Origin of the sequence: Kitasatospora albolonga, from assembly GCF_039535905.1 — a bacterium.
GTDB classification, from domain to species: Bacteria; Actinomycetota; Actinomycetes; order Streptomycetales; family Streptomycetaceae; genus Kitasatospora; species Kitasatospora albolonga.
Window position 1 is genome coordinate 46748 of record NZ_BAAAYB010000144.1, and the last position, 17646, is coordinate 64393.

At 72.2% G+C, this 17646-nt stretch carries 17 protein-coding genes; 3 read left to right on the forward strand and 14 right to left on the reverse strand.

All coding sequences use genetic code 11. The features are described 5' to 3' along the window. Nucleotides 1-150: 150 nt before the first annotated feature. Complete coding sequence (locus ABD946_RS35405) at nucleotides 151-729, reverse strand: DUF3090 family protein (RefSeq protein ID WP_345289804.1); 579 nt, start codon at nucleotides 727-729, stop codon at nucleotides 151-153. 256 nt (nucleotides 730-985) lie between these two features. Next, nucleotides 986-1690: a histidine phosphatase family protein gene (locus tag ABD946_RS35410; protein ID WP_345289806.1), complete on the reverse strand. Its 705-nt coding sequence runs from the start codon at nucleotides 1688-1690 to the stop codon at nucleotides 986-988. Nucleotides 1691-1781: 91 nt separating this feature from the next. Between ABD946_RS35410 and ABD946_RS35415 the strand changes: the two genes are divergently transcribed. Continuing rightward, nucleotides 1782-2762 carry a magnesium and cobalt transport protein CorA gene (locus ABD946_RS35415; RefSeq protein ID WP_345289807.1) on the forward strand — a complete coding sequence of 327 codons (981 nt, stop codon included), beginning with the start codon at nucleotides 1782-1784 and terminating at the stop codon, nucleotides 2760-2762. A 304-nt stretch (nucleotides 2763-3066) separates the two neighbouring features. Here the strand turns inward: ABD946_RS35415 and ABD946_RS35420 are convergent, their stop codons facing one another. The 12 genes from ABD946_RS35420 to ABD946_RS35475 form a co-directional block, all read right to left on the reverse strand. After that, nucleotides 3067-4149: a hypothetical protein gene (locus ABD946_RS35420; RefSeq protein ID WP_345289808.1), complete on the reverse strand. Its 1083-nt coding sequence runs from the start codon at nucleotides 4147-4149 to the stop codon at nucleotides 3067-3069. After that, the gene (locus ABD946_RS35425) at nucleotides 4074-4526 is read right to left on the reverse strand and encodes an NUDIX domain-containing protein (RefSeq protein WP_345289809.1); all 453 of its coding nucleotides are present in this window, start codon (nucleotides 4524-4526) and stop codon (nucleotides 4074-4076) included. Before ABD946_RS35425 ends, ABD946_RS35420 begins: the two co-directional genes overlap by 76 nt. A gap of 117 nt (nucleotides 4527-4643) precedes the next feature. After that, nucleotides 4644-5066, reverse strand: a complete 423-nt coding sequence (locus tag ABD946_RS35430; protein WP_345289810.1) for a hypothetical protein — start codon at nucleotides 5064-5066, stop codon at nucleotides 4644-4646. A 290-nt stretch (nucleotides 5067-5356) separates the two neighbouring features. Continuing rightward, a complete protein-coding gene (locus ABD946_RS35435) occupies nucleotides 5357-6205 on the reverse strand; it encodes a helix-turn-helix domain-containing protein (protein ID WP_345289811.1) in 849 nt (282 codons plus the stop codon). Nucleotides 6206-6225: 20 nt separating this feature from the next. Further along, complete coding sequence (locus ABD946_RS35440) at nucleotides 6226-6750, reverse strand: DUF6879 family protein (RefSeq protein ID WP_345289812.1); 525 nt, start codon at nucleotides 6748-6750, stop codon at nucleotides 6226-6228. Nucleotides 6751-7219: 469 nt separating this feature from the next. Further along, nucleotides 7220-7576, reverse strand: coding sequence for a hypothetical protein (locus ABD946_RS35445; RefSeq protein ID WP_345289814.1), 357 nt, complete (start codon nucleotides 7574-7576; stop codon nucleotides 7220-7222). A gap of 442 nt (nucleotides 7577-8018) precedes the next feature. Then, nucleotides 8019-8498 carry a hypothetical protein gene (locus ABD946_RS35450; RefSeq protein ID WP_345289815.1) on the reverse strand — a complete coding sequence of 160 codons (480 nt, stop codon included), beginning with the start codon at nucleotides 8496-8498 and terminating at the stop codon, nucleotides 8019-8021. 82 nt (nucleotides 8499-8580) lie between these two features. Further along, a complete protein-coding gene (locus ABD946_RS35455) occupies nucleotides 8581-9468 on the reverse strand; it encodes a major capsid protein (protein ID WP_345289816.1) in 888 nt (295 codons plus the stop codon). 99 nt (nucleotides 9469-9567) lie between these two features. Further along, nucleotides 9568-9942 (reverse strand): helix-turn-helix transcriptional regulator, encoded by a 375-nt coding sequence (locus ABD946_RS35460; protein WP_345289817.1) that lies wholly within the window; start codon nucleotides 9940-9942, stop codon nucleotides 9568-9570. A gap of 186 nt (nucleotides 9943-10128) precedes the next feature. Then, the gene (locus tag ABD946_RS35465) at nucleotides 10129-10962 is read right to left on the reverse strand and encodes an HNH endonuclease (RefSeq protein ID WP_345289818.1); all 834 of its coding nucleotides are present in this window, start codon (nucleotides 10960-10962) and stop codon (nucleotides 10129-10131) included. A 413-nt stretch (nucleotides 10963-11375) separates the two neighbouring features. Further along, nucleotides 11376-12953, reverse strand: coding sequence for a recombinase family protein (locus ABD946_RS35470; protein WP_345289819.1), 1578 nt, complete (start codon nucleotides 12951-12953; stop codon nucleotides 11376-11378). 78 nt (nucleotides 12954-13031) lie between these two features. Then, nucleotides 13032-14084 (reverse strand): LLM class F420-dependent oxidoreductase, encoded by a 1053-nt coding sequence (locus ABD946_RS35475; protein ID WP_345289821.1) that lies wholly within the window; start codon nucleotides 14082-14084, stop codon nucleotides 13032-13034. Between the two features lie 327 nt (nucleotides 14085-14411). Here ABD946_RS35475 and ABD946_RS35480 point away from each other — a divergent pair, with 327 nt between their 5' ends. Next, nucleotides 14412-15392, forward strand: coding sequence for an aldo/keto reductase (locus ABD946_RS35480; protein WP_345289822.1), 981 nt, complete (start codon nucleotides 14412-14414; stop codon nucleotides 15390-15392). Nucleotides 15393-15402: 10 nt separating this feature from the next. Then, nucleotides 15403-17646 (forward strand): helix-hairpin-helix domain-containing protein (locus tag ABD946_RS35485; protein ID WP_345289823.1); only part of this gene is annotated, 2244 nt, incomplete at its 3' end.

Here is a 17646-nt window from a genome sequence, read left to right on the forward strand (position 1 = left end):
CGATCTGCTCCTCGATCTGCCCCTCGGCCCGGCCCTCCGCCGCAGCCGACTCCGCCATCGACTCGGCAGCCGCGACCGACGCCGACTCCGACTCCGGCTCCGTCGCCGTCCGATCCGCCTGCGGTCCCGCCCCGCCCGTGCGCTCCACGGTCAGCGCCGGTACCCGTTCGCCCGGGGGCAGAGGTGGCCCTCGGGGTCGAGCGGCAGGTTGCAGAACGGGCAGGGCTTGCGGCCGGCCGCGACCAGGTCGAGTGCGCGCTTGGCGAAGACGCGGGCCATCGCACCGCTGAGCCGGACCCGGAGCATGTCGGGGCCGTTCTCGTCGTCCTCGTCGTCGTAGTACTCGGCCTCCGCCTCGGCGGCGTCCTCCTCGGTCTCGACCACCGCCTGGGCCTCGACCACCAGGCACTCCTCGACGCTGTCCCAGGCCAGCGCCATGGTGCCGACCCGGAACTCCTGCTCCAGCGGGAGGTCGAGCGGCGCCGTGTCGATCAGCTCGGCCGGTGCGGACTGCGGGATGTCCGCGTCGCCCCCGCTGCGCCTCAGGGCCTCGTCGAGCACCTGCTCGACCCGTTCCGCGAGCGCGGCCACCTGGGCCTTCTCCAGCAGTACGGAGGTGATCCGACCCCGCGCGCTGGCCTGGAGGAAGAAGGCCCGGGCCCCGGGCTGGCCGACGGTGCCCGCGACGAACCTCTCGGGCTGGTCATAGAAGTGGACCTGACGGGGCACGTGCTCGCTCCGGGTTCTGGAATCTGGCGCCGTGGCGCCGTGGCGATCTGGGACTGGCCATCTGGGACGTGGCGGGTGTCGCGCTGTGGATCGTGGTCTCACCGGCCACCCTACGGCCTGCGCAGCCCAGTTGGGGCAGGCCGGGTGCCGCTGCGTCAGATGGAGGGGCGTGCGCCGTCACGTCGACGGGCCACCGCCGCCGTCACCCGCCACGCGCCTCCCGCCGCGCCGTTCCCGCCCCCGGCCGTCACGACGCCTAGCGGACTCCGGTGTCCCCGCCGACCACGGCGTCCCCGTTGCCGCCGCCTCCGCCCTCGGCCGGGGGTCGCGGCGCGAGCGAGGCCAGACTCCCGGTGTCCCCGACCCGCAGCACGAACGGCCGCTGCGGGGTGTAGCGGATCGCGGTGACCGAGCAAGGTTCGACCGAGATCCGCTGGAAGTGGTCCAGGTGCAGGCCGAGCGCGTCCGCCACCACCGCCTTGATCACGTCGCCGTGCGAGCAGGCGACCCAGACCGCGTCCGGCCCGTGCTCGGCCTCGATCTTCTCGTTCCACTCCCGCACGGCGTCCACCGTCCGGTGGCTCAGCTCCCGCAGCGACTCGCCGCCGGGGAACACCGCCGCCGCCGCGTGGTCCTGGACGGTGCGCCAGAGCGGCTCCTTGGCCAGCTCGGCCAGCGGCCGCCCGGTCCAGTCCCCGTAGTGGCACTCGCCGAGTCGCTCGTCCACGGCGGCCGGGCCGAGCTCGGGGCGGCCCCCGAGCAGCGGGGCGAGGGTCTCGGCGCAGCGCTCCAACGGGCTGGAGACGGCCTTGACCAAGGGGATCCCGTCCAGCCGCGCGGCCAGCTCGGCGGCCTGGGCCCGGCCGGTCTCGTCGAGGTGCACGTCGGGCGTCCAACCGGCGAGCACCCCCGCCGTGTTGGCGGTGGAACGGCCGTGGCGGACGAGCAACAGGGTCGGCATGGCGTCAGCGTACGGCCTTCCGGCGGCCCACAGGCTCGGTATGGTGCACTTTTCGGGCCGCAACGGGGCGGCAGGCACCAGAATGGACCGCATGATCGTCGACAGCGCCATATACCGCGCAGGCCGTCGCACCCCGGGCCCCGAGGACCTCTCGGACGCCCTGGCGGCCGCCCGGAAGGCCGGAGACGCTTTCGTCTGGCTCGGCCTGGTGGAGCCCACGACCGGCGAGCTGGACCTGGTCAGCGAGGAGTTCGGCCTCCACCCGCTCGCCGTCGAGGACGCCGTGACGGCCCATCAGCGCCCCAAGCTGGAGCGGTTCCCCGGCTCGGCCTTCATGGTGCTCAAGACCCTCGGCTACCACCCGGACGGGCACACCGTCTCCACCGGCGAGGTGATGCTCTTCCTCGGCGACTGCTACGTGATGACGGTCCGGCACGGCACGGACAGCCCGCTCGCCGGCCTGCGCTCCACGCTGGAGAAGGAGCCCGAGCTGCTCGCACAGGGCCCGGCCGCCGTGCTCTACGCCGTCGCCGACATGGTGGTGGACCAGTACCTGGAGATCACCACCGCGCTCCAGGGCGACCTGGACGACCTGGAGGCCGAGGTGTTCGCGCCCGGCCGCCCGGTCCGCGGGCTGGCCGAGCGGATCTACGCCTTCAAACGGCAGGTGACCGGCGTGCGGAAGGCCACCGTCCCGCTCCAGGAACCGCTGCTGCGCCTGGCCTCGGGCACCGTGGAGTCCGTCCCCGCCAAGCTGCGGCCGTACTTCCGCGACGTGGCCGACCACCTGACCCGGGTCAACGAGCAGGTGGACGCGCTCGACCGGTTGCTCTCCGACATCCTGAACGCCAACCTCGCGCAGGTCAGCGTGCAGCAGAACAACGACATGCGGAAGATCTCGGCCTGGGCGGCGCTGGCCGCCGTGCCGACGATGATCGCGGGCGTGTACGGGATGAACTTCGAGGACATGCCCGAGCTGCGCCAGCCCTGGGGCTACCCGGCGGCGGTCGGGGTGATGGTGACGATCTGTCTGGTCCTGCACCGGGTCTTCAAGCGCAGCGGCTGGCTGTAGCAGCGCCGGAGCCACCTGATCCGCCAAGCCCGCCGGAGCCACCGGGCTCGGCGGACTCGGCGGACTCGGCGGACTCGGTGCGGGACCCCGGGCCGGGTCAGGCGAGTCCGGCGCGCTCCAGAGCCTCGACGCCGGTGCGCAGGGCGGTGATCCGCTCCTCCAGGGTGAAGCCGGCCGGGGCCAGATTCGTTTATCGCCTGGAAGGATACCGCCTCAGCCCGGCCGAGCTTTCGGGCCGCACCCAACCCTACGCCCGCCCGTGCGCCACGGGGGAACGGCGCACGGACGGGCAGCCCAGGGGCGGCTACTGGCCGGGGTCCGGCCCGGTGTAGGCCGATGAGCGGAAGAGGCGCGGGAACGCCCGGGAACCGTGCCGCTGATCGAGCCACCCGGTCAGGCCGGACAGGTCCCCGCCGATCATCGCGGCCACGATCAGCCCGTGCAGCGTGCCCGAGTCAGCTCCGCCCATCTCGGTCAGGAAGCGCTGATACCGCACCCCGACAGCGTGTTCGTATCCGGCCATCGCCAAGTGGAAGCGCGTGGCAACCCCGGGCTCGGCGTGATCGAAGTCGGAGGGCTTCAGACGGCCCGTGGTGTCGCGGAAGGCCAGCCGATCGGGGAGTGCGATCCGCTCGGCCAGGTCGAGCCGGTCGGCCACCGTGGCGGCGATCGTCCGGGCCTCCCAATCGGTCGCGCCCTCCATCACGATCCCGAGATTTCGGGTCGAGACGGCGTCCTCCTGGTCCCGCGCCGAGTAGGTGTGCCCCTGCGGGTCGCGCCGGTTGATCCCGTACCGACTCCGGACCACGTGCCCGCCCTGGAGTCGGTACTCCCGGAACGATCCCCAGTGCAGGCAGTCGTGCGCGTAGGACCTGAGCAGGTCCAGAGCCACCAGTTCGGGCGAGGTCAGTCGGGGGTCACTCAGCCGCCCGTACCGCGTGATCACGGACGCCATCTGCACGTGTCGGTAGCCCTGGTTCGGGTGGTGGAACCCGCCGAACGCATCGGGTTGAGTCGAGCGCACCCCGACCCACACCCGATCGATCGGCAGGAGCTGGTTCAATCCCAGCTCCCGGTAGCGGTCGGCCAGGAGGGCCGATCCCTGACGGAACACCTCCCGCGCCGACTCGTCCGCCCAGGTGTCCAGCACCCAGTGCAGCAGGGAGAACGTCACGTGCGGGTGCGCCTGGTCGAGCGCGGCCGTCGCCCGGCGCGCGGCCAGCAGGTGCGCCAGTTCGGCGCGCTCGGCCGGGTCTCCGGCCAGATGTTCGTTCGGCCCCAGGCACGACGGGGTGAGCGAGCGACCCAGCGTCAGGAGCGCTGACGACTGATCAGCTGCCGGTGCGAGTCCTGCACTCCCTCGGGGAGATTGTCCGGTGAGAACCATCGGGCCTCCAAGATCTCGAACGAAGCGACCTTGATCCGTCCACTGACGTACAGCGCCTCGTAGGCGACTTCGACGCGCAGCTTGTATCCGCTCTTCAGGTGCGCCAGCTCGCGCACCTTCACCGTGAGTCCGGTCTCCTCTTGGACCTCACGCACGATCGTGTCTTCGAACGCCTCCTTGGCGTTCGCGTAGCCGGTCGGCAGACCCCACTGCCGACCCTCCGGCCACATCCGGTGCTTGAGGAGCAACACCCGGCCTTCGTCGTCGCGGACGATGCCCGTGACCCCGACCATGAACTTCGAGTGCCACAGCCACAGAACGCGCCACTGCATCGGGCCCCGGATGATCCGCCAGAGCTTCGCAGCGATCTTCTTCATGGGTCTCGCCCCTTCATTGGTGGCCGCTCCCGCGCGCCGCTCGCGCGGTCGGCCCACGATCCCGCACCCCACCCCAACAGCACCAAATCCGGTGATGATCAGACGAGTTGGGGTGCGCTAGTGCTGGTGCCGGTGTCGCAGGCGTTCCGAGTGCAGGGCCGCCTGCCGGGCCACCTCAACGGCTACCGGATCGGGCCTTTCCGGGGCGATGAACGGGTCAGCCGGCGTGGGGGCGTAGAGATCGAACCGCAGCCACGCCGCGTGCTCCGGCAACGGCTTCTTGCCCTGCTCCGCGCGGACGCGGCTCGCACTCACCGCGTACTGCTTGCGGGTGTCGGCCATCATCAGCCACAGGCGCGCGTGGTAGGCGTCGGGGAACGCCAGCAACGACGGCTGGCCCGACGCGTCCGGCAGGGTGCAGAACTCGGCCAGGACCACATCCCGCAGGACGTGAGACCCCGCAGCCTCCACCACCTCATAGCGCATCACCATGCCCGGCTTCGGCTCCCCGGGCGCCGCCACCAGCTCAAGCGGCGGCATCGCGGGCCAACCTCAGCTCCGTGCACTTCGGGCACGGGCACTCCGGGTCCCGCGGATAGATCACCGCACGACCCGTCGCGTTCGCCGCCCGGTACTCCTCCAGAACGGCGGCCATCGCGTCCGGGGTGGCTCGCCGGTCGTCCCGGGGGAATCGTCGCTGCCGAGTACCGTTCGTCATCGCTTGCACGCTCCCTACTTCCGCTGCTGCGGATGCATCTGCAATCCCGTCAGCAGGACGGTAGGGACCGAGCAGGCCGGGCCGCGAGCAAGTTGCACGGCATTGCAGAACGTCACCCCAGAGCGGCGATGGCCTCGGTGAGGAGCGTCCGCGCCTGCGCCCCGTAGACAGCCATCCGGGACAGTTCTTGGAACGCCCGTGCGTAGGTGGCGACCTCGCTGGGCGTCGTGATGACCACGCGCGCGGACAGCAGCTCCACCTGCACGCGGGCGTCGTCGAAGATCGAGAACGTCTCCATGGGCCACAGCTTCCGGCGGCCAGCATGCGGCACCACCCCGAGCGACACGTTCGGCAGGGCGATCACGGCCAACAGATGACCGAGTTGCCCGGCCATCCCCTCCGAGTCGGCCATCTGGTGGTGCAGCACGCCCTGTTCGATCAGCAGAGCGAATCGGTGATTGCCCTCACGGAGGACGTGAGACCGCGCGATGCGGGCCGCTACGGCTTCTGGCACGTCGTTTGGGATGCCCCGAAACTCAGTGATCGCCTCCAGCAACCCCGTGGCGTAGGCGGGGGTTTGAAGCAGCCCAGGCACCACCGTGGAGCAGTAGACCCGCATGAGGCGCGTCCGCTCGTAGAGCGGCACTACCTCTTCCTGTGTACGGCGCATGCCGGTGCCGTGGAGCCGCTTCCACTCGGTGTACATCGAGTCAGCCGACCGGGACGCGGCGATGAGGTCGGGCGCTCGATCCGGCACACCGCACACCTCGCACCACGCCCGGATGTCAGCGTCGGCGGGCGTGGTGCGTGCGTTCTCGATTCGAGAGGACTTGGACGGGTGCCACCCGCAGCGCCGGGCCAGCTCAAGGCCGGACAACTCAGCGTCTTTGCGGATGGCCCCCAAGGCGTCGGCGATAGCCTTCCGAGCCTCTTGGGCACTGGAGAGCGGCGAGGCGGGCATGGTCGAGCTGTCCGGGCCCCTCAGACCTTGAAGTCAGCGTGAGGCGTAGCTAGGTCCCAGACTGCCGCGAACGCCGACGTGCACAGCGCAGCAACGGCAGGGTCCTCGGTGTACTCCGGGGCAGCGCTGGCCCCGTCGCCCGTGAAGTGATTGAACCGCACGATCTGGTTGTCGAACAGCCAGAAGTCATTGCCCGGTAGCGCCAGCGGCGATGCCAACCGGCGCGGCAGCCAACGGACTTCCTCTCCTGCGCCTACTACGACGGCCGTTCCGGCGTGCTCGTAGCGGATGTAATCGGAGACGGGCTCCGAGACGATCCGGGCCCGGCGCACGGCAACCCCTCGGCCGGTCGTCTCGCGGATCAGCTCGACCCACGTCCGCCAGTGGTCCGATGTTGGGTCAACGTTGCGCGTGCCTGTCTCCCGCCACCTCCGCAGAGCCTCCGTCTCTCGCGCGATCCCGTAGCTGTCGTGCAGCTCAAGATGCACTGCGGACGTCTTTGCCGTCCTCATCAAGTCGGCGACGGTGGGCACGCTCTGCGACATCACAAGCCTCTCGGATCATCGGCACCATGCGGAACGGGACACGGAAGATACCCTCACCTTCGGGGCACCCCGACGAGTGGCCTGGGATGTGGGTCTCAGCGCAGGTGGCCACGGTCTCTTCGTCGGCCACGTACGACTGAAACACCAGGTCTTCGGCTTCCTCATCCACCCACACGGTAGGGCTCTGGTCCGTGTCCGTGTTGGGATCAATTCCGATGAACGTTAGCTTCACGGTCCCCGCCCCTGTCGAGTCAGTTGCACTGGTATGCACGACCCTCACCCTTCGGAGTGATGCGCGTCAAGGGTGCCCAGGGACACTCGCCCTTCGGCGAGACCGTTCTAACCTGACTCGTCGCCAGAGTCACGCAGCGTCTACCGCCGGCTGAGCGCAGCGTAACCGGCCCAAAAACGACGATAGGCCCCAACTGCCCAAGCTCGGTGGACAGTCGGGGCCGGTTCACTCGGGTGGTCAGATGCGGTTGCCCCAACGGTGGGCGGCGAGGCTGCGGGCGGCGCTGGAGCGGCCCGCCGGTGGCTCGTCGGCGGGGAGGCGTACGCGGGCGATCAGGCGGCCCGCTTCGGCGCGGAGTTGGCGGGCCTCGGCGATCAGGGGATGGGCGACCATGACGCCGTGGCGGGTGCCTCCGGCGATCAGGCGGCCGTCTGCCTGGACTTGTTCGTCGCAGTGCGCGGCGTCGCGTAGGTGGTGTTCGGCGAGGCGGAGCGCGGCGTCTTCCTGGGGGTCCAACTCGATCTCCAGGGCGGCGAGTCGGGCCCGTAGGTCGGTGATGATCTTGTGCAGGTGGGCGCCCCTTTCACTACTCATGGTGGTTGATTGTCACGCTGTGCACATGAGGGTTGGTTCATGCCTATGCGCATCGGATCTGGGCTGCTATGACGCCCCGGAGAGGAAGAGGGGGAGCGAGGGAGTCACCCCCCGGGGTGCCATGACCGGCGTCATGCGCCGACGTGCACTGCCCCAGTGGTCGACGCTTGTCAACCATGCTGCAATGCAAGGAAGTTGGAGACTTTGGAGCATGTCAGGCAAGCGCGAAGCCGTTCGACTCCGACTCGTTGGCTGCTCGCAAGGAAACCGCACAGAACTGCGCGGCTACGAGGGCGTGCGAACCTCGGCGCTCGCCTTGATGGGCTCACGAAAGCGCTGTGCGTCCGCCTCGCGGCCCGGCAGGAGCACCCGGGGTCCCATGCCCCTGTCGGGTGCTGCGGGGCTGTGAGGCAGGCGCACGGGGCCCAGGGTGGCCTCGTGGTCACCATGCCCGGCGGAGCAGCCGTTCGGCAATGGCCTGGTGGTCGGGCTTGGTGGGGGCGGTCGGGTCGAGTCCGCCACGGCCGAACAACGGGCGCGGGATTGTCGCCTTGGCCAGCTTCTCGCACAGCGCGTCCAAGTCCACGAAGGGGGCGGCGGCGCGGGCTGCGTCGGCGGCGAACGGCGGGAGCGAGTAGGCGGTGATGGTCTGCTCAGTCTCGGCCCGGCGGGCGTCCTCGGCGGCCTGGGCGCGCAGCTCGTCCGCCTCGACGGATGCGCCGCTGTGCTCCGCGCGGACGTGGGCCAACTCGGCCTCCAGTTCGGCGATTTGGGCGTCTCGCGGGTCGGGCTCGGGCTCCGGCCGGCGTTCGGGCTCAGCCTCGGTCACGGCGGGCGGCGCGGCGTCGGCGGGCGTGGGGGTGTCGGGGTGGGCGACACCCCCGGGGATGGCCTCGGCGGGGGTGGGGTGGTCGGCGGGCACGGGTCTCTCCGGTCTTCGAGTGGGGGCGGCGAGCGGCCGGGCGGGAGTCCCGTCGTTCGGCGGAGGGGCCCCGCCCGGTGGGTCACGCTGCGGCGGGCGGGGTGACCTTGAAGGCGATGGCGCGGGCCGGGTCGATGGTGGCCACGCCGCACAGGGTGTCCACGATGGACACCTCGGACTTCACGGACGGGTCGAAGTCCAGGGTTATGCGCAGCGCGTAGCCGTTGTCGGCGGAGGAGATGGAGCGGGCTCCGCCCTGCACCTCGCTGGGGGCGCGCACCGCGAGGGCGTAGGCGGTCTTGTGGAAGGCCACCGCGCCGTCCAGGTGCGGGGAGACGACCGCGCGGAAGCCGAACAGCTCGCCCATGGTCGCGTGGCGCAGTGCCTGGGAGTCTCCGGCCTCGTTGACCTTCTGGAGTCCTTCGACATCCAGGAGGATGTTCTGCACGTCCGGGCCGATGGCCAGGAACCGGTCGGTGGCGGGGATCTCGCGGCGGGTGAAGTCGGCGGCTGCGGCGGTCAGCATCTTGACGACGTGACCGGCCTCGCCGGGCTGCGCGGCTGCCTTGATCACCCGCGCGGTGGCGGCCTTGCTCGCGGCGTTGAGCAGGGAGGCGGCGGACTTCTCGACGTAGGTCGACACCGCGTCCATCTGCGGCTTCAGAACCTGCTCGCCGAAGCTCTCGATGTTGAGCGTCATGTCCTTGGTGGTGAAGGCGGCGGCGTCGGTCGGCTCGTCGGTCAGCTTCACCTGCGCGTGGCCTTCCTCCACCTTGGTGTAGACGGTGGTGCCGTTGAAGTTCTGGGCGGTGCGGCGCTTGGGGGTGCGCACCCGCACCGAGTCGCCCCGGCCGCCGGTGAATCCCGCTTCGGCGTCGCGCATCACGCACTCGCCGAGCACGGAGTTCGAGCGCATCAGGGCCAGGCCCACGGCCACGACGTCGTCTATCTCGAAGGTGTTGCCGGTCATTGGGGGTAGCGCCTTTCCTCGGGGTTCCGCCACGGTGGCGGGAACGCGAAACCCCCGGCCATCTACGGCCAGGGGATGGGGAGTTGGGGTGTTCGGGGGTCAGCCGGCGGAAGCCGCGGGAGTGCCGTTGAACAGGTCGGCGGCGGTCGGCGGGCGGTAGCCGTCGGGGGTCCGGAACAGCTTCGCGTCACCGCCCATGAAGTGCGCGCCCGTCGTCCGTTGCAGGGTGAGCAGTGCGGACAGGTACATGAACTCGGCGTCCGGGTTGTCCTCCCACGCTTCGTGGTTGACCACGTCGCGGTAGGTCAGGCCGAGTGCGTTGCACCACGTGAGGTAGTGCGCGGGGGTCGGGGTCTTGTCCTCGGCCTCCCAGGCGTAGACGGTGGCGACGTGGACGCCGACGCGGTCGGCGACCTCGGCCACGGACAGTTCCAGAGCCTTGCGGCGGGCGGAGAGGGAGAACGGGTGGATCATGGTTGGGGGTCCTTCGTTCGGTCGGTGGCGGGGTTCATGATCACCAGAGGGTTGGGGGTGAAACGGCATGCTGGCCGTCCCGTCCGCTCCGAATCTGGTGATCATGGTCCGGGATTCGGAGGGGTCCGGCCCGCTCTGGCAAGGGGCTCGGCGGGTCCGGGGCGGGGTGGTCCCCCCTCCCTGGGGTCAGGGGGTTGGGGGGTTTGCGCACGTCACGACATCCCCCCGAATCTGAGATGGGGTCAGGCGCTCGCGCGGGGAGATCCACTCAGTCAGCAACATGTCGCCCTTGTCGGTGTTGCAGTCCCGGCAGGCCCAGCGGAGATTGGCGATCTCCGTGAGCCCGCCGCGCGCCACCGGCCGTACGTGGTCCAGGACTTCGCCCGGCGTGGCCAGTGCGGGCGGGCAGTACGCGCACCGGTCGCCGTGGCGCTCGGACACCTTCCGGCGGATCGACTCCCGGCGGTCCTTCAGGCGGCGGCGCTGCTCGTCCTGGCAGGCGCGGCAGACGCCGTCCGGGAACGCCATCGCCTCCCGGCGGAAGCGGCAGCGTCGACACGGGCGGGCCTTCTCGCCGGGGTCTTTCCCGGCCTGGCGGGCCTTGCGGCGGGCGTGCTCGGCGGCGCGGGAGCACCGGTCAGAGCAGTACCGCCTGCGGGGGTCGGCCAGGGCGTCCACGGTGCCCGTGCAGCGGCGGTTGTGGCACGGCCGGGGGCCCTGCCGTGCGCGCTCCAGCAGTTCGGCACGGCGGGCGTCCTCGCGTCGGCGCTCCCGGCGCTCGGCCGTGCACGGCTCGCAGTAGGTGACCTGCCCAGAGCGGGCGGGCCGCTTGCCCGACGGCGAGGCGCACTCACCGCACAGCACAGAGGGTGCAAGCTCCCTGACGGCCGCGCGCCGCGACTCCTCGGCCAACTTCAGCGCCCGGCGGCAGCGGTCGTCCACACAGACGGGCTGCGGGCCGTCGCGGGCCCGGGGCCGCACCCCACACACCCGGCACACAACCGGGGCGGGTGTCTCCATCCCTGCGCTCCTCCCGACGAATCCGGTGATCATGAACAGCCAGGAAGCGCACCCGTCCGCTCGCCCAGGGACGAATCCCGAGACAAAAACAAGCGACCCCGGCACACGGCCGAGGTCGCTCACAGGTGCCACCACAAGCGCAACGCGCCCGCACCCCTCCACCCGTATTCAGGCAGTCCGGTAAACACCGGTCCCGCCTTCTCGCGGCGGAGAACTTCTCCACCTGTATTGAGCCGGGACGGTTAACGCCGTCTGTAGAAGTCCTACAAGCCGCGGAACACGCAGCCGCTCAACCCCGGGCCGTCACCCCGGCCGCCGGCTGGGAGGGTCCCCACAAACACCAGCGGGCCGCCCACCAGACCCGTAGGTCCAGCAGACGGCCCGCAGCGCAACCGCCCGCAGCGCGGCGGCGGTCAGGCGACGTTGGCCCGTGCCGCCTCCAGCGCGTCGGCCAACTGATCTGCTCCCGGGTCAGTCGTGATGACCACGATCCGTGGGTCTCGCTTGAGCGGGCCGCGTGCCGGGTACAGCAGCGTGCGCACGCCGAACCCGGCCAGCAGCTCCCGGCGCGCCACGGTGTCCCCGGCTCGCCACTCGTCGGCGACAGTCCGACCGGTCGGCACGCTGTACCACCCGGCGGGCTTTTCCGGCGTGGCCTCGGCCGCCTTCAACTCCTCCCCCATCCGGGCATACTCCCGGCGGAACCACTCGGCGTCATCCGGCGCGTCGTAAAGGCCCGCCGCGCGGTCGTCTCGGAGCCGCATTCGGTCGGCCTTTAGGTCCGCGATGCGCTGAGCCACGCCGTTCCCCGGCTCCCACACTCGTTCGGTGAACTCAGCAGGCCCGAAGTCGGCGAGGAACCGCCGCTCAGTGATCTCGTCCATCTCGGTGATGGGCGCGACCGGCTGAGGACACGCCTCAGACCCCGGGATGCCATCCGTGCGGGCCTTGCAGGCCCACGCCGGAAGGATGCCGCCCTTGTGCGTCGTCGTGCTCCTGTAGAGCCGCACAGAGCAGATGCCGCAGAAGCCCCCGCCGGAGAGCAGGAGTTCACCCTTCGGGGCTCGCGGCCCGGCTGGTGTCTTGGTGAGCTTCGCCCGAAGCGCTGCCTGTGTGGTGCGGTCCCACAAGCCCGGAGCGATTCGCACCGGGTGCCCGTTCGGTCCGAGTACGGCCTTTCCCTTGTGCGTGAGGTAGCCCAACGAGGCATCCGCGAGACAGATTCGCTTGATCACGTTCCCCGACCATCGGCCGCCGGTCGGTTCCTTGCCGTACATCACGCGGGACCAGTCGGACGGCGAGAGCACACCCGCGCGGGTCAGCCGCGCAGCCTCCGAGTCCACGGTCACCCTGCCGGTTTCGTCGGCCAGCAGACGGCGCGCGAACTCACGGGCCACGGCCTCCGACTCCGGCTCGTTCTCCGTGTGGTCCACCTTGCCGCCGTGCGTCAGCCGCACGTGCATGAAGCCGTACGACGGACGGTGCGCCACCTGCCCGGCCTTCCGCGCCCGCTCCGACTCCTGCCGGTTGCGGGTCCGGATGTTGCGGTGCTCGCCCTGCGCCATGAACAGTTTGAGGGTGAACTCCTGCTCCTGGTTCGAGTCGTTCAGGTCCCAGTACCCGGCGTGGTCAGCCGTGAGCAGTGTCCGGCCAGCAGCGGCGTTCTCTCGGGCCAGTCGCAGCCCCTCGAACACGTCACGGCCGATGCGGTCCACGGCCGACGCCGCGAGCCCGTCGTACGGCCCGTGCTGGCCCTTGAGCCACGGCCCCAGCTTCGGCCGGGTGAACGGGTCGGATGCACCGGACACCTCCCAGTCGTCCGCCCACCCGATGATGTGCCCGCCCTCCCGGGCAACGGCGTCCAGAATGAGGTCACGCTGCCGTGCGGGGGACGACGTGGCCCCCTGTACTCGGGAGAGTCTGCGGACGCCGAGCAGACAGCGCCCGCAGCCGTCGTACGGCGTCACGGGCGCGTCGTTGGTGCTGGTCATGGTGGACATGTGTTCCCCAGGGGCCGGGGCGGCTCGCGCCGCTGAACGGGCGAACCCGGCCCCCAGGGATGCCCACCGTTAGGCGAGCCCCGCCCGCTCCAGAGCCTCCACACCGACGCGGAGAGTGTTGATCCTCTCTTCCACCGTGTTGGCGATTCCGGCGGGGGCGAGGGTGAGGGTGGTGACGCCCGCGTCGGCGTAGGCCTGCATCCGGTCGGCGATCCGCTCGGTGGTGCCGAGCAGCGCGGTGGAGTCGATCAGGTCGTGCGGGACGGCGGCGGCCGCACCCGCGTAGTCCTTGGCCAGGTACTTCTCCTGGATCTCGTCGGCGGCCTGCTCGTAGCCCATCCGCCGGGCCAGCTGGTTGTAGAAGTTCTTCTCCTTGGAGCCCATGCCGCCGACGTAGAGGGCGGTGTAGGGGCGCTGCACGTCGGCGGCGGCCTTGACGTCCTCGCCGACCGAGATGGCGACGGTCGGGCAGAGGTCGAAGCCCTCCAGGGTCTGCCCGGCCTTGGCCCGGCCGGCCTTGAGCGGGTCGAGGGAGAGTGCGGCGTGCTCGGGGGCGAAGAAGATGCCGAGCCAGCCGTCGGCGATCTCGCCGGTCTGCTCCAGGTTCTTCGGGCCGATCGCGGCGATGTAGAGCGGGATGTGCTCGCGGACCGGATGCACCGTCAGCTTGAGCGGCTTGCCCGGGCCGCCGGGCAGCGGCAGGGTCCAGTGGGCGCCCTCGTGGCTGAGCCGCTCGCGGGACATCGCCTTGCGGATGATCTCCACGTACTCGCGGGTGCGGGCCAGCGGCTTGTCGAACTTGACGCCGTACCAGCCCTCGGAGACCTGCGGGCCGGAGACGCCGAGACCGAGCCGGAAGCGGCCGCCCGACAGGGTGTCCAGGGTGGCCGCGGTCATGGCGGTCATCGCGGGGGTCCGGGCCGGGATCTGGAAGATGGCGGAGCCGACGTCGATCCGCTCGGTCTTGGCGGCCACGTAGGAGAGCACGGTGGCGGCGTCCGACCCGTACGCCTCGGCCGCCCAGCAGACCGAGTAGCCGAGCCGGTCGGCCTCCTGGGCGACGGCGATGTTGTCGGCGTCCATGCCGAGGCCCCAGTAGCCGAGATTGATGCCGAGTCGCATGGGATGGCCCTCCGGAGGGGTGTCAGGGGGTACGGGGGTGCGTGGTGGCCCGGCCGCCCGACGGCGAGCCGCTGGACGGAGCGTAGCCGGTCAAGCTACCCACCGGTAGGTACCCGCACGTGTCGCCCTTCGGGTCCGCGCGTGTCGCCCGACAGGTCCGCGCGTGTCGCCCGGGAACACACGCGTGTCGCGCTCCCGGCACGTCGGCGCGGCGGCCCGGGCCGGGGCCGCTACGCTCGGCCGACGGGGGAGGCACCTTCCCCCACCTGCGCCGATGTCGCCGCCGACGTCACCCGGGCGCGGGTCAGCCGACGGAGGGTCTGCCCGATGGAACAGCGTCACCTCGGCCGGACCGGCCTGCGGGTCTCCCGGCTCGGCCTGGGCACCATGACCTGGGGCCGGGACACCGACGAGCACGAGGCCGCCGAGCAGCTCAAGACCTTCGTCGACGCCGGCGGCACCCTCGTCGACACCGCCGACGTGTACGCCGACGGCGGCGCCGAGTACCTGATCTCCCGGCTGACGGACGGTCTGGTCCCGCGCTCGGACCTGGTGATCGCCACCAAGGCCGGCAGCACCCCCGACTCCGACCGGCGCTTCGACACCTCCCGCGGCGGCCTGCTGTCCGCCCTCGACGCCTCGCTGCGCCGCCTGGGCACCGACTACGTGGATCTGTGGCAGGTGCACGCCTTCGACCCCGGCACCCCCACCGAGGAGACCCTGCACGCCCTCGACCTGGCCGTCTCCTCCGGCCGGGCGCGCTACGTCGGGCTCTCCAACCACAGCGGCTGGCAGCTGGCCAAGGCCGCCACCTGGCAGCGCGCCCACCCCGGCCGGGTCCCGCTGGCCTCCACCCAGATGGAGTACTCGCTGCTCCAGCGCGGCATCGAGCGCGAGGTGCTGCCCGCCGCCCTGGACGCGGGGCTCGGGGTGATCGCCTCCTCCCCGCTCGGTCGCGGCGTGCTCACCGGGAAGTACCGGCACGGCGTGCCGCCCGAGTCGCGCGGGGCCTCGCCCCACCTGTCGGGCTTCGTGCAGCCGTACCTCGGCGAGCGGTCGCGCCGGATCGTGGACGCCCTCGCCACCGCCGCCGACGGTCTGGCCAGCAGCCCGCTCGCGGTGGCCCTCGCCTGGGCCCGGGACCGGCCCGGCGTGGCGAGCGCGCTGGTCGGCGCCCGGACCGCCGGACAGCTGGCGGCGGCCCTGTCGGTGGAGGCGCTTACGCTACCGGGTGAGATCCGCGGTGCGCTGGACGACGTCTCGGCCCCGGTGCACCGCTACCCGGACCAGGGCTGGACGGAGCTGTAGGAGCGAAGTGGTGGGCGACGTGGAGGAAGCGGAGAACGTGGCCGAGGGCGCTCCGGACCAGGGACGTGGGCAGGCACCCGAGCAGGCACCCCGAGGAGCGTCCGAGCGGGCATCCGAGCGGGCGTCCGAGCCGGGAGCTGCGGGCGCCGCGGGAGCTGACGGTACGACAGCGGCCGGGCCGGCGACGGCGGCCACCGTGGCCGCGCTGGCCGAGGCGATCCGTACGGTCGGCGGCACGGTCGGCGGCGGCTCCGGCCCCGCCACCGCCTCCTCCGCGCCGGGCGGGGCCACCGCCCCGGCCCCCGGCGCGGTGGACGGGCAGCGCGAGCAGGCGCTGCGGGAGGCCGCCGAGGTGCTGACGGCCGGGGGCGCCCCGGCCGACTTCGCCCCGGCCGCCGTGGCGGCGCTCGGCGAGGGCGCGGCCGGCCTGCTGCGGGAGGACCCGTGGGCGGTGCTCGCCCTCCCCGGTGTCCGGCCCGACCAGGCGGACGGCTTCGCCCGGGGCCTGCTCGGCCCGGCGGCCGGGCCCGGCGACCCGCGCCGTGCCCAGGCACTGGTGCCCTGGCTGCTGGAGCAGGCCGCGCTGCGCGGCGACTCGGCGGCGGAGATCGGCGAGGTGGCCTCGGGGCTGGAGCGGCTCGGCCTGCCGGACGCGGCCGCCGCGCTCCAGGAGGTCGTGGTGGACGGCCGGGTGATGGCCTTTCAGGAGGAGCTGCCCGGCCACCGCCCGTCCGGCGACGAGGACGACGAGCCCCCGATGCGGACGCTGCTCGCACTGGAGCGGCTGGCCCTCGCCGAGGAGAGCCTCGCGGACGGTCTCGTACGGGTGATGTCCACCTTCGTGCCCGGCACCGACGAGGAGTACGAGGCGGCCCGGGCCACCGAGCCCGCCCCGGACGCGGCGGCGGCCGACGACGGCTCGGAGGACGACGCGCCCTCCACCTCCGAGGACGCAACCGACGCGACCGACTCGACCGACGGAATCGACGGCACCACCGACAGCGGCACCGACGACGCGGCGAACACCGGGGTCGCACCGGACGCCGGAGCCGCGGTGGCCAAGCCCGCTGACGCCCCGTCGGCTCCCGTGCAGCCCGGCCCTGCCGCCTGGGAGGCGGCCGCCGTCGCCGCGCCGTCCTCCTCCGCCACCGCCCTGATCCGTGCCGTCGCCGAGCACCCCGTGGTGCTGCACACCGGCGGCGAGGCCGCCCGCGCGGAGCCCGCCGCCCTGCTCACCGCCGCCCTCGGGCTGGGCCTCCGGGCCTGGGCCGCGACGTGGACGGCCGAGGGCCGGGACGCCCTGCGGGCGCGGAGCGGGGCCGCCGAGGTCGCCGTGCTCGGCGAGCTGCTGGCCGGTGCCGATGGCCCGGCGCGGGCCTCGGACGGTTCGCTCGCCCTGGACCTGCTGATCGTGCTGGACGCCCCGCTGGTCGACGTCGAGCTGGCCGCCACCCTGCTGGAGGCTCTGGCCGACTCCACCCGGCTGGTGCTCAGCGGGGACCCGGGGCAGCTCTGGTCGGCCGGCCCCGGCCGGTTCTTCGCCGACCTGCTGGCCGCCAAGACCTGCCCGGCGGTCGCCTCCCGGACACCGGACTTCGGCCCGATCGGCGAGCTGGTCTCCTCCATCGGCATCGGCGAGCTCCAGCCCGTCGACGCACCGGAGAAGGAGGTGGTGATCCTCACCGCCAAGGACGGCGGCGAGGCGGTGCACCGCGCGGTGCAGCTGCTCACCGACTCCATCCCGCGCGCCCTCGGCATCCCGGCCGAGCAGGTGGTGCTGCTGACGCCCGGTCACGGCGGCGCGGCCGGCACCCGGGCGCTGAACGCGGCGGCCAAGGCCCGGCTCAACCCCGGCCCCGGCCGGTTCGGCGGCTTCGACCCGGGCGACCGGGTGGTGCACTCCCCCGCCCCGGGCGTGGCCCGGCTCGGCCGCGTGCTGGACGGCGACGCCGCCGGGCTGCACCTGGAGCTGGCCGGCGGCACCCGGCTCACCCTGCCGCCCGCGAAGGTCTCCGAGCTGCGCCACGGCTGGGCCCTGACGGGGCATCAGGCGGTCGGCCGTCGCTGGCCCGGCGTGGTCGCCGTGCTCCCGGAGGACGCCGCGGCCGGGCTGACCAGGCAGTGGGCCTACACCGTCTTCGGCCGCGCCGAGCGCCACCTCTCCGTGGTGCACGCGGCCGGCCCCGCGCTGGCCCAGGCCGTCGCCGAGCGCCCGGCCCGTCCGCGCACCACCCGCCTGCGGTCGATCCTGCGG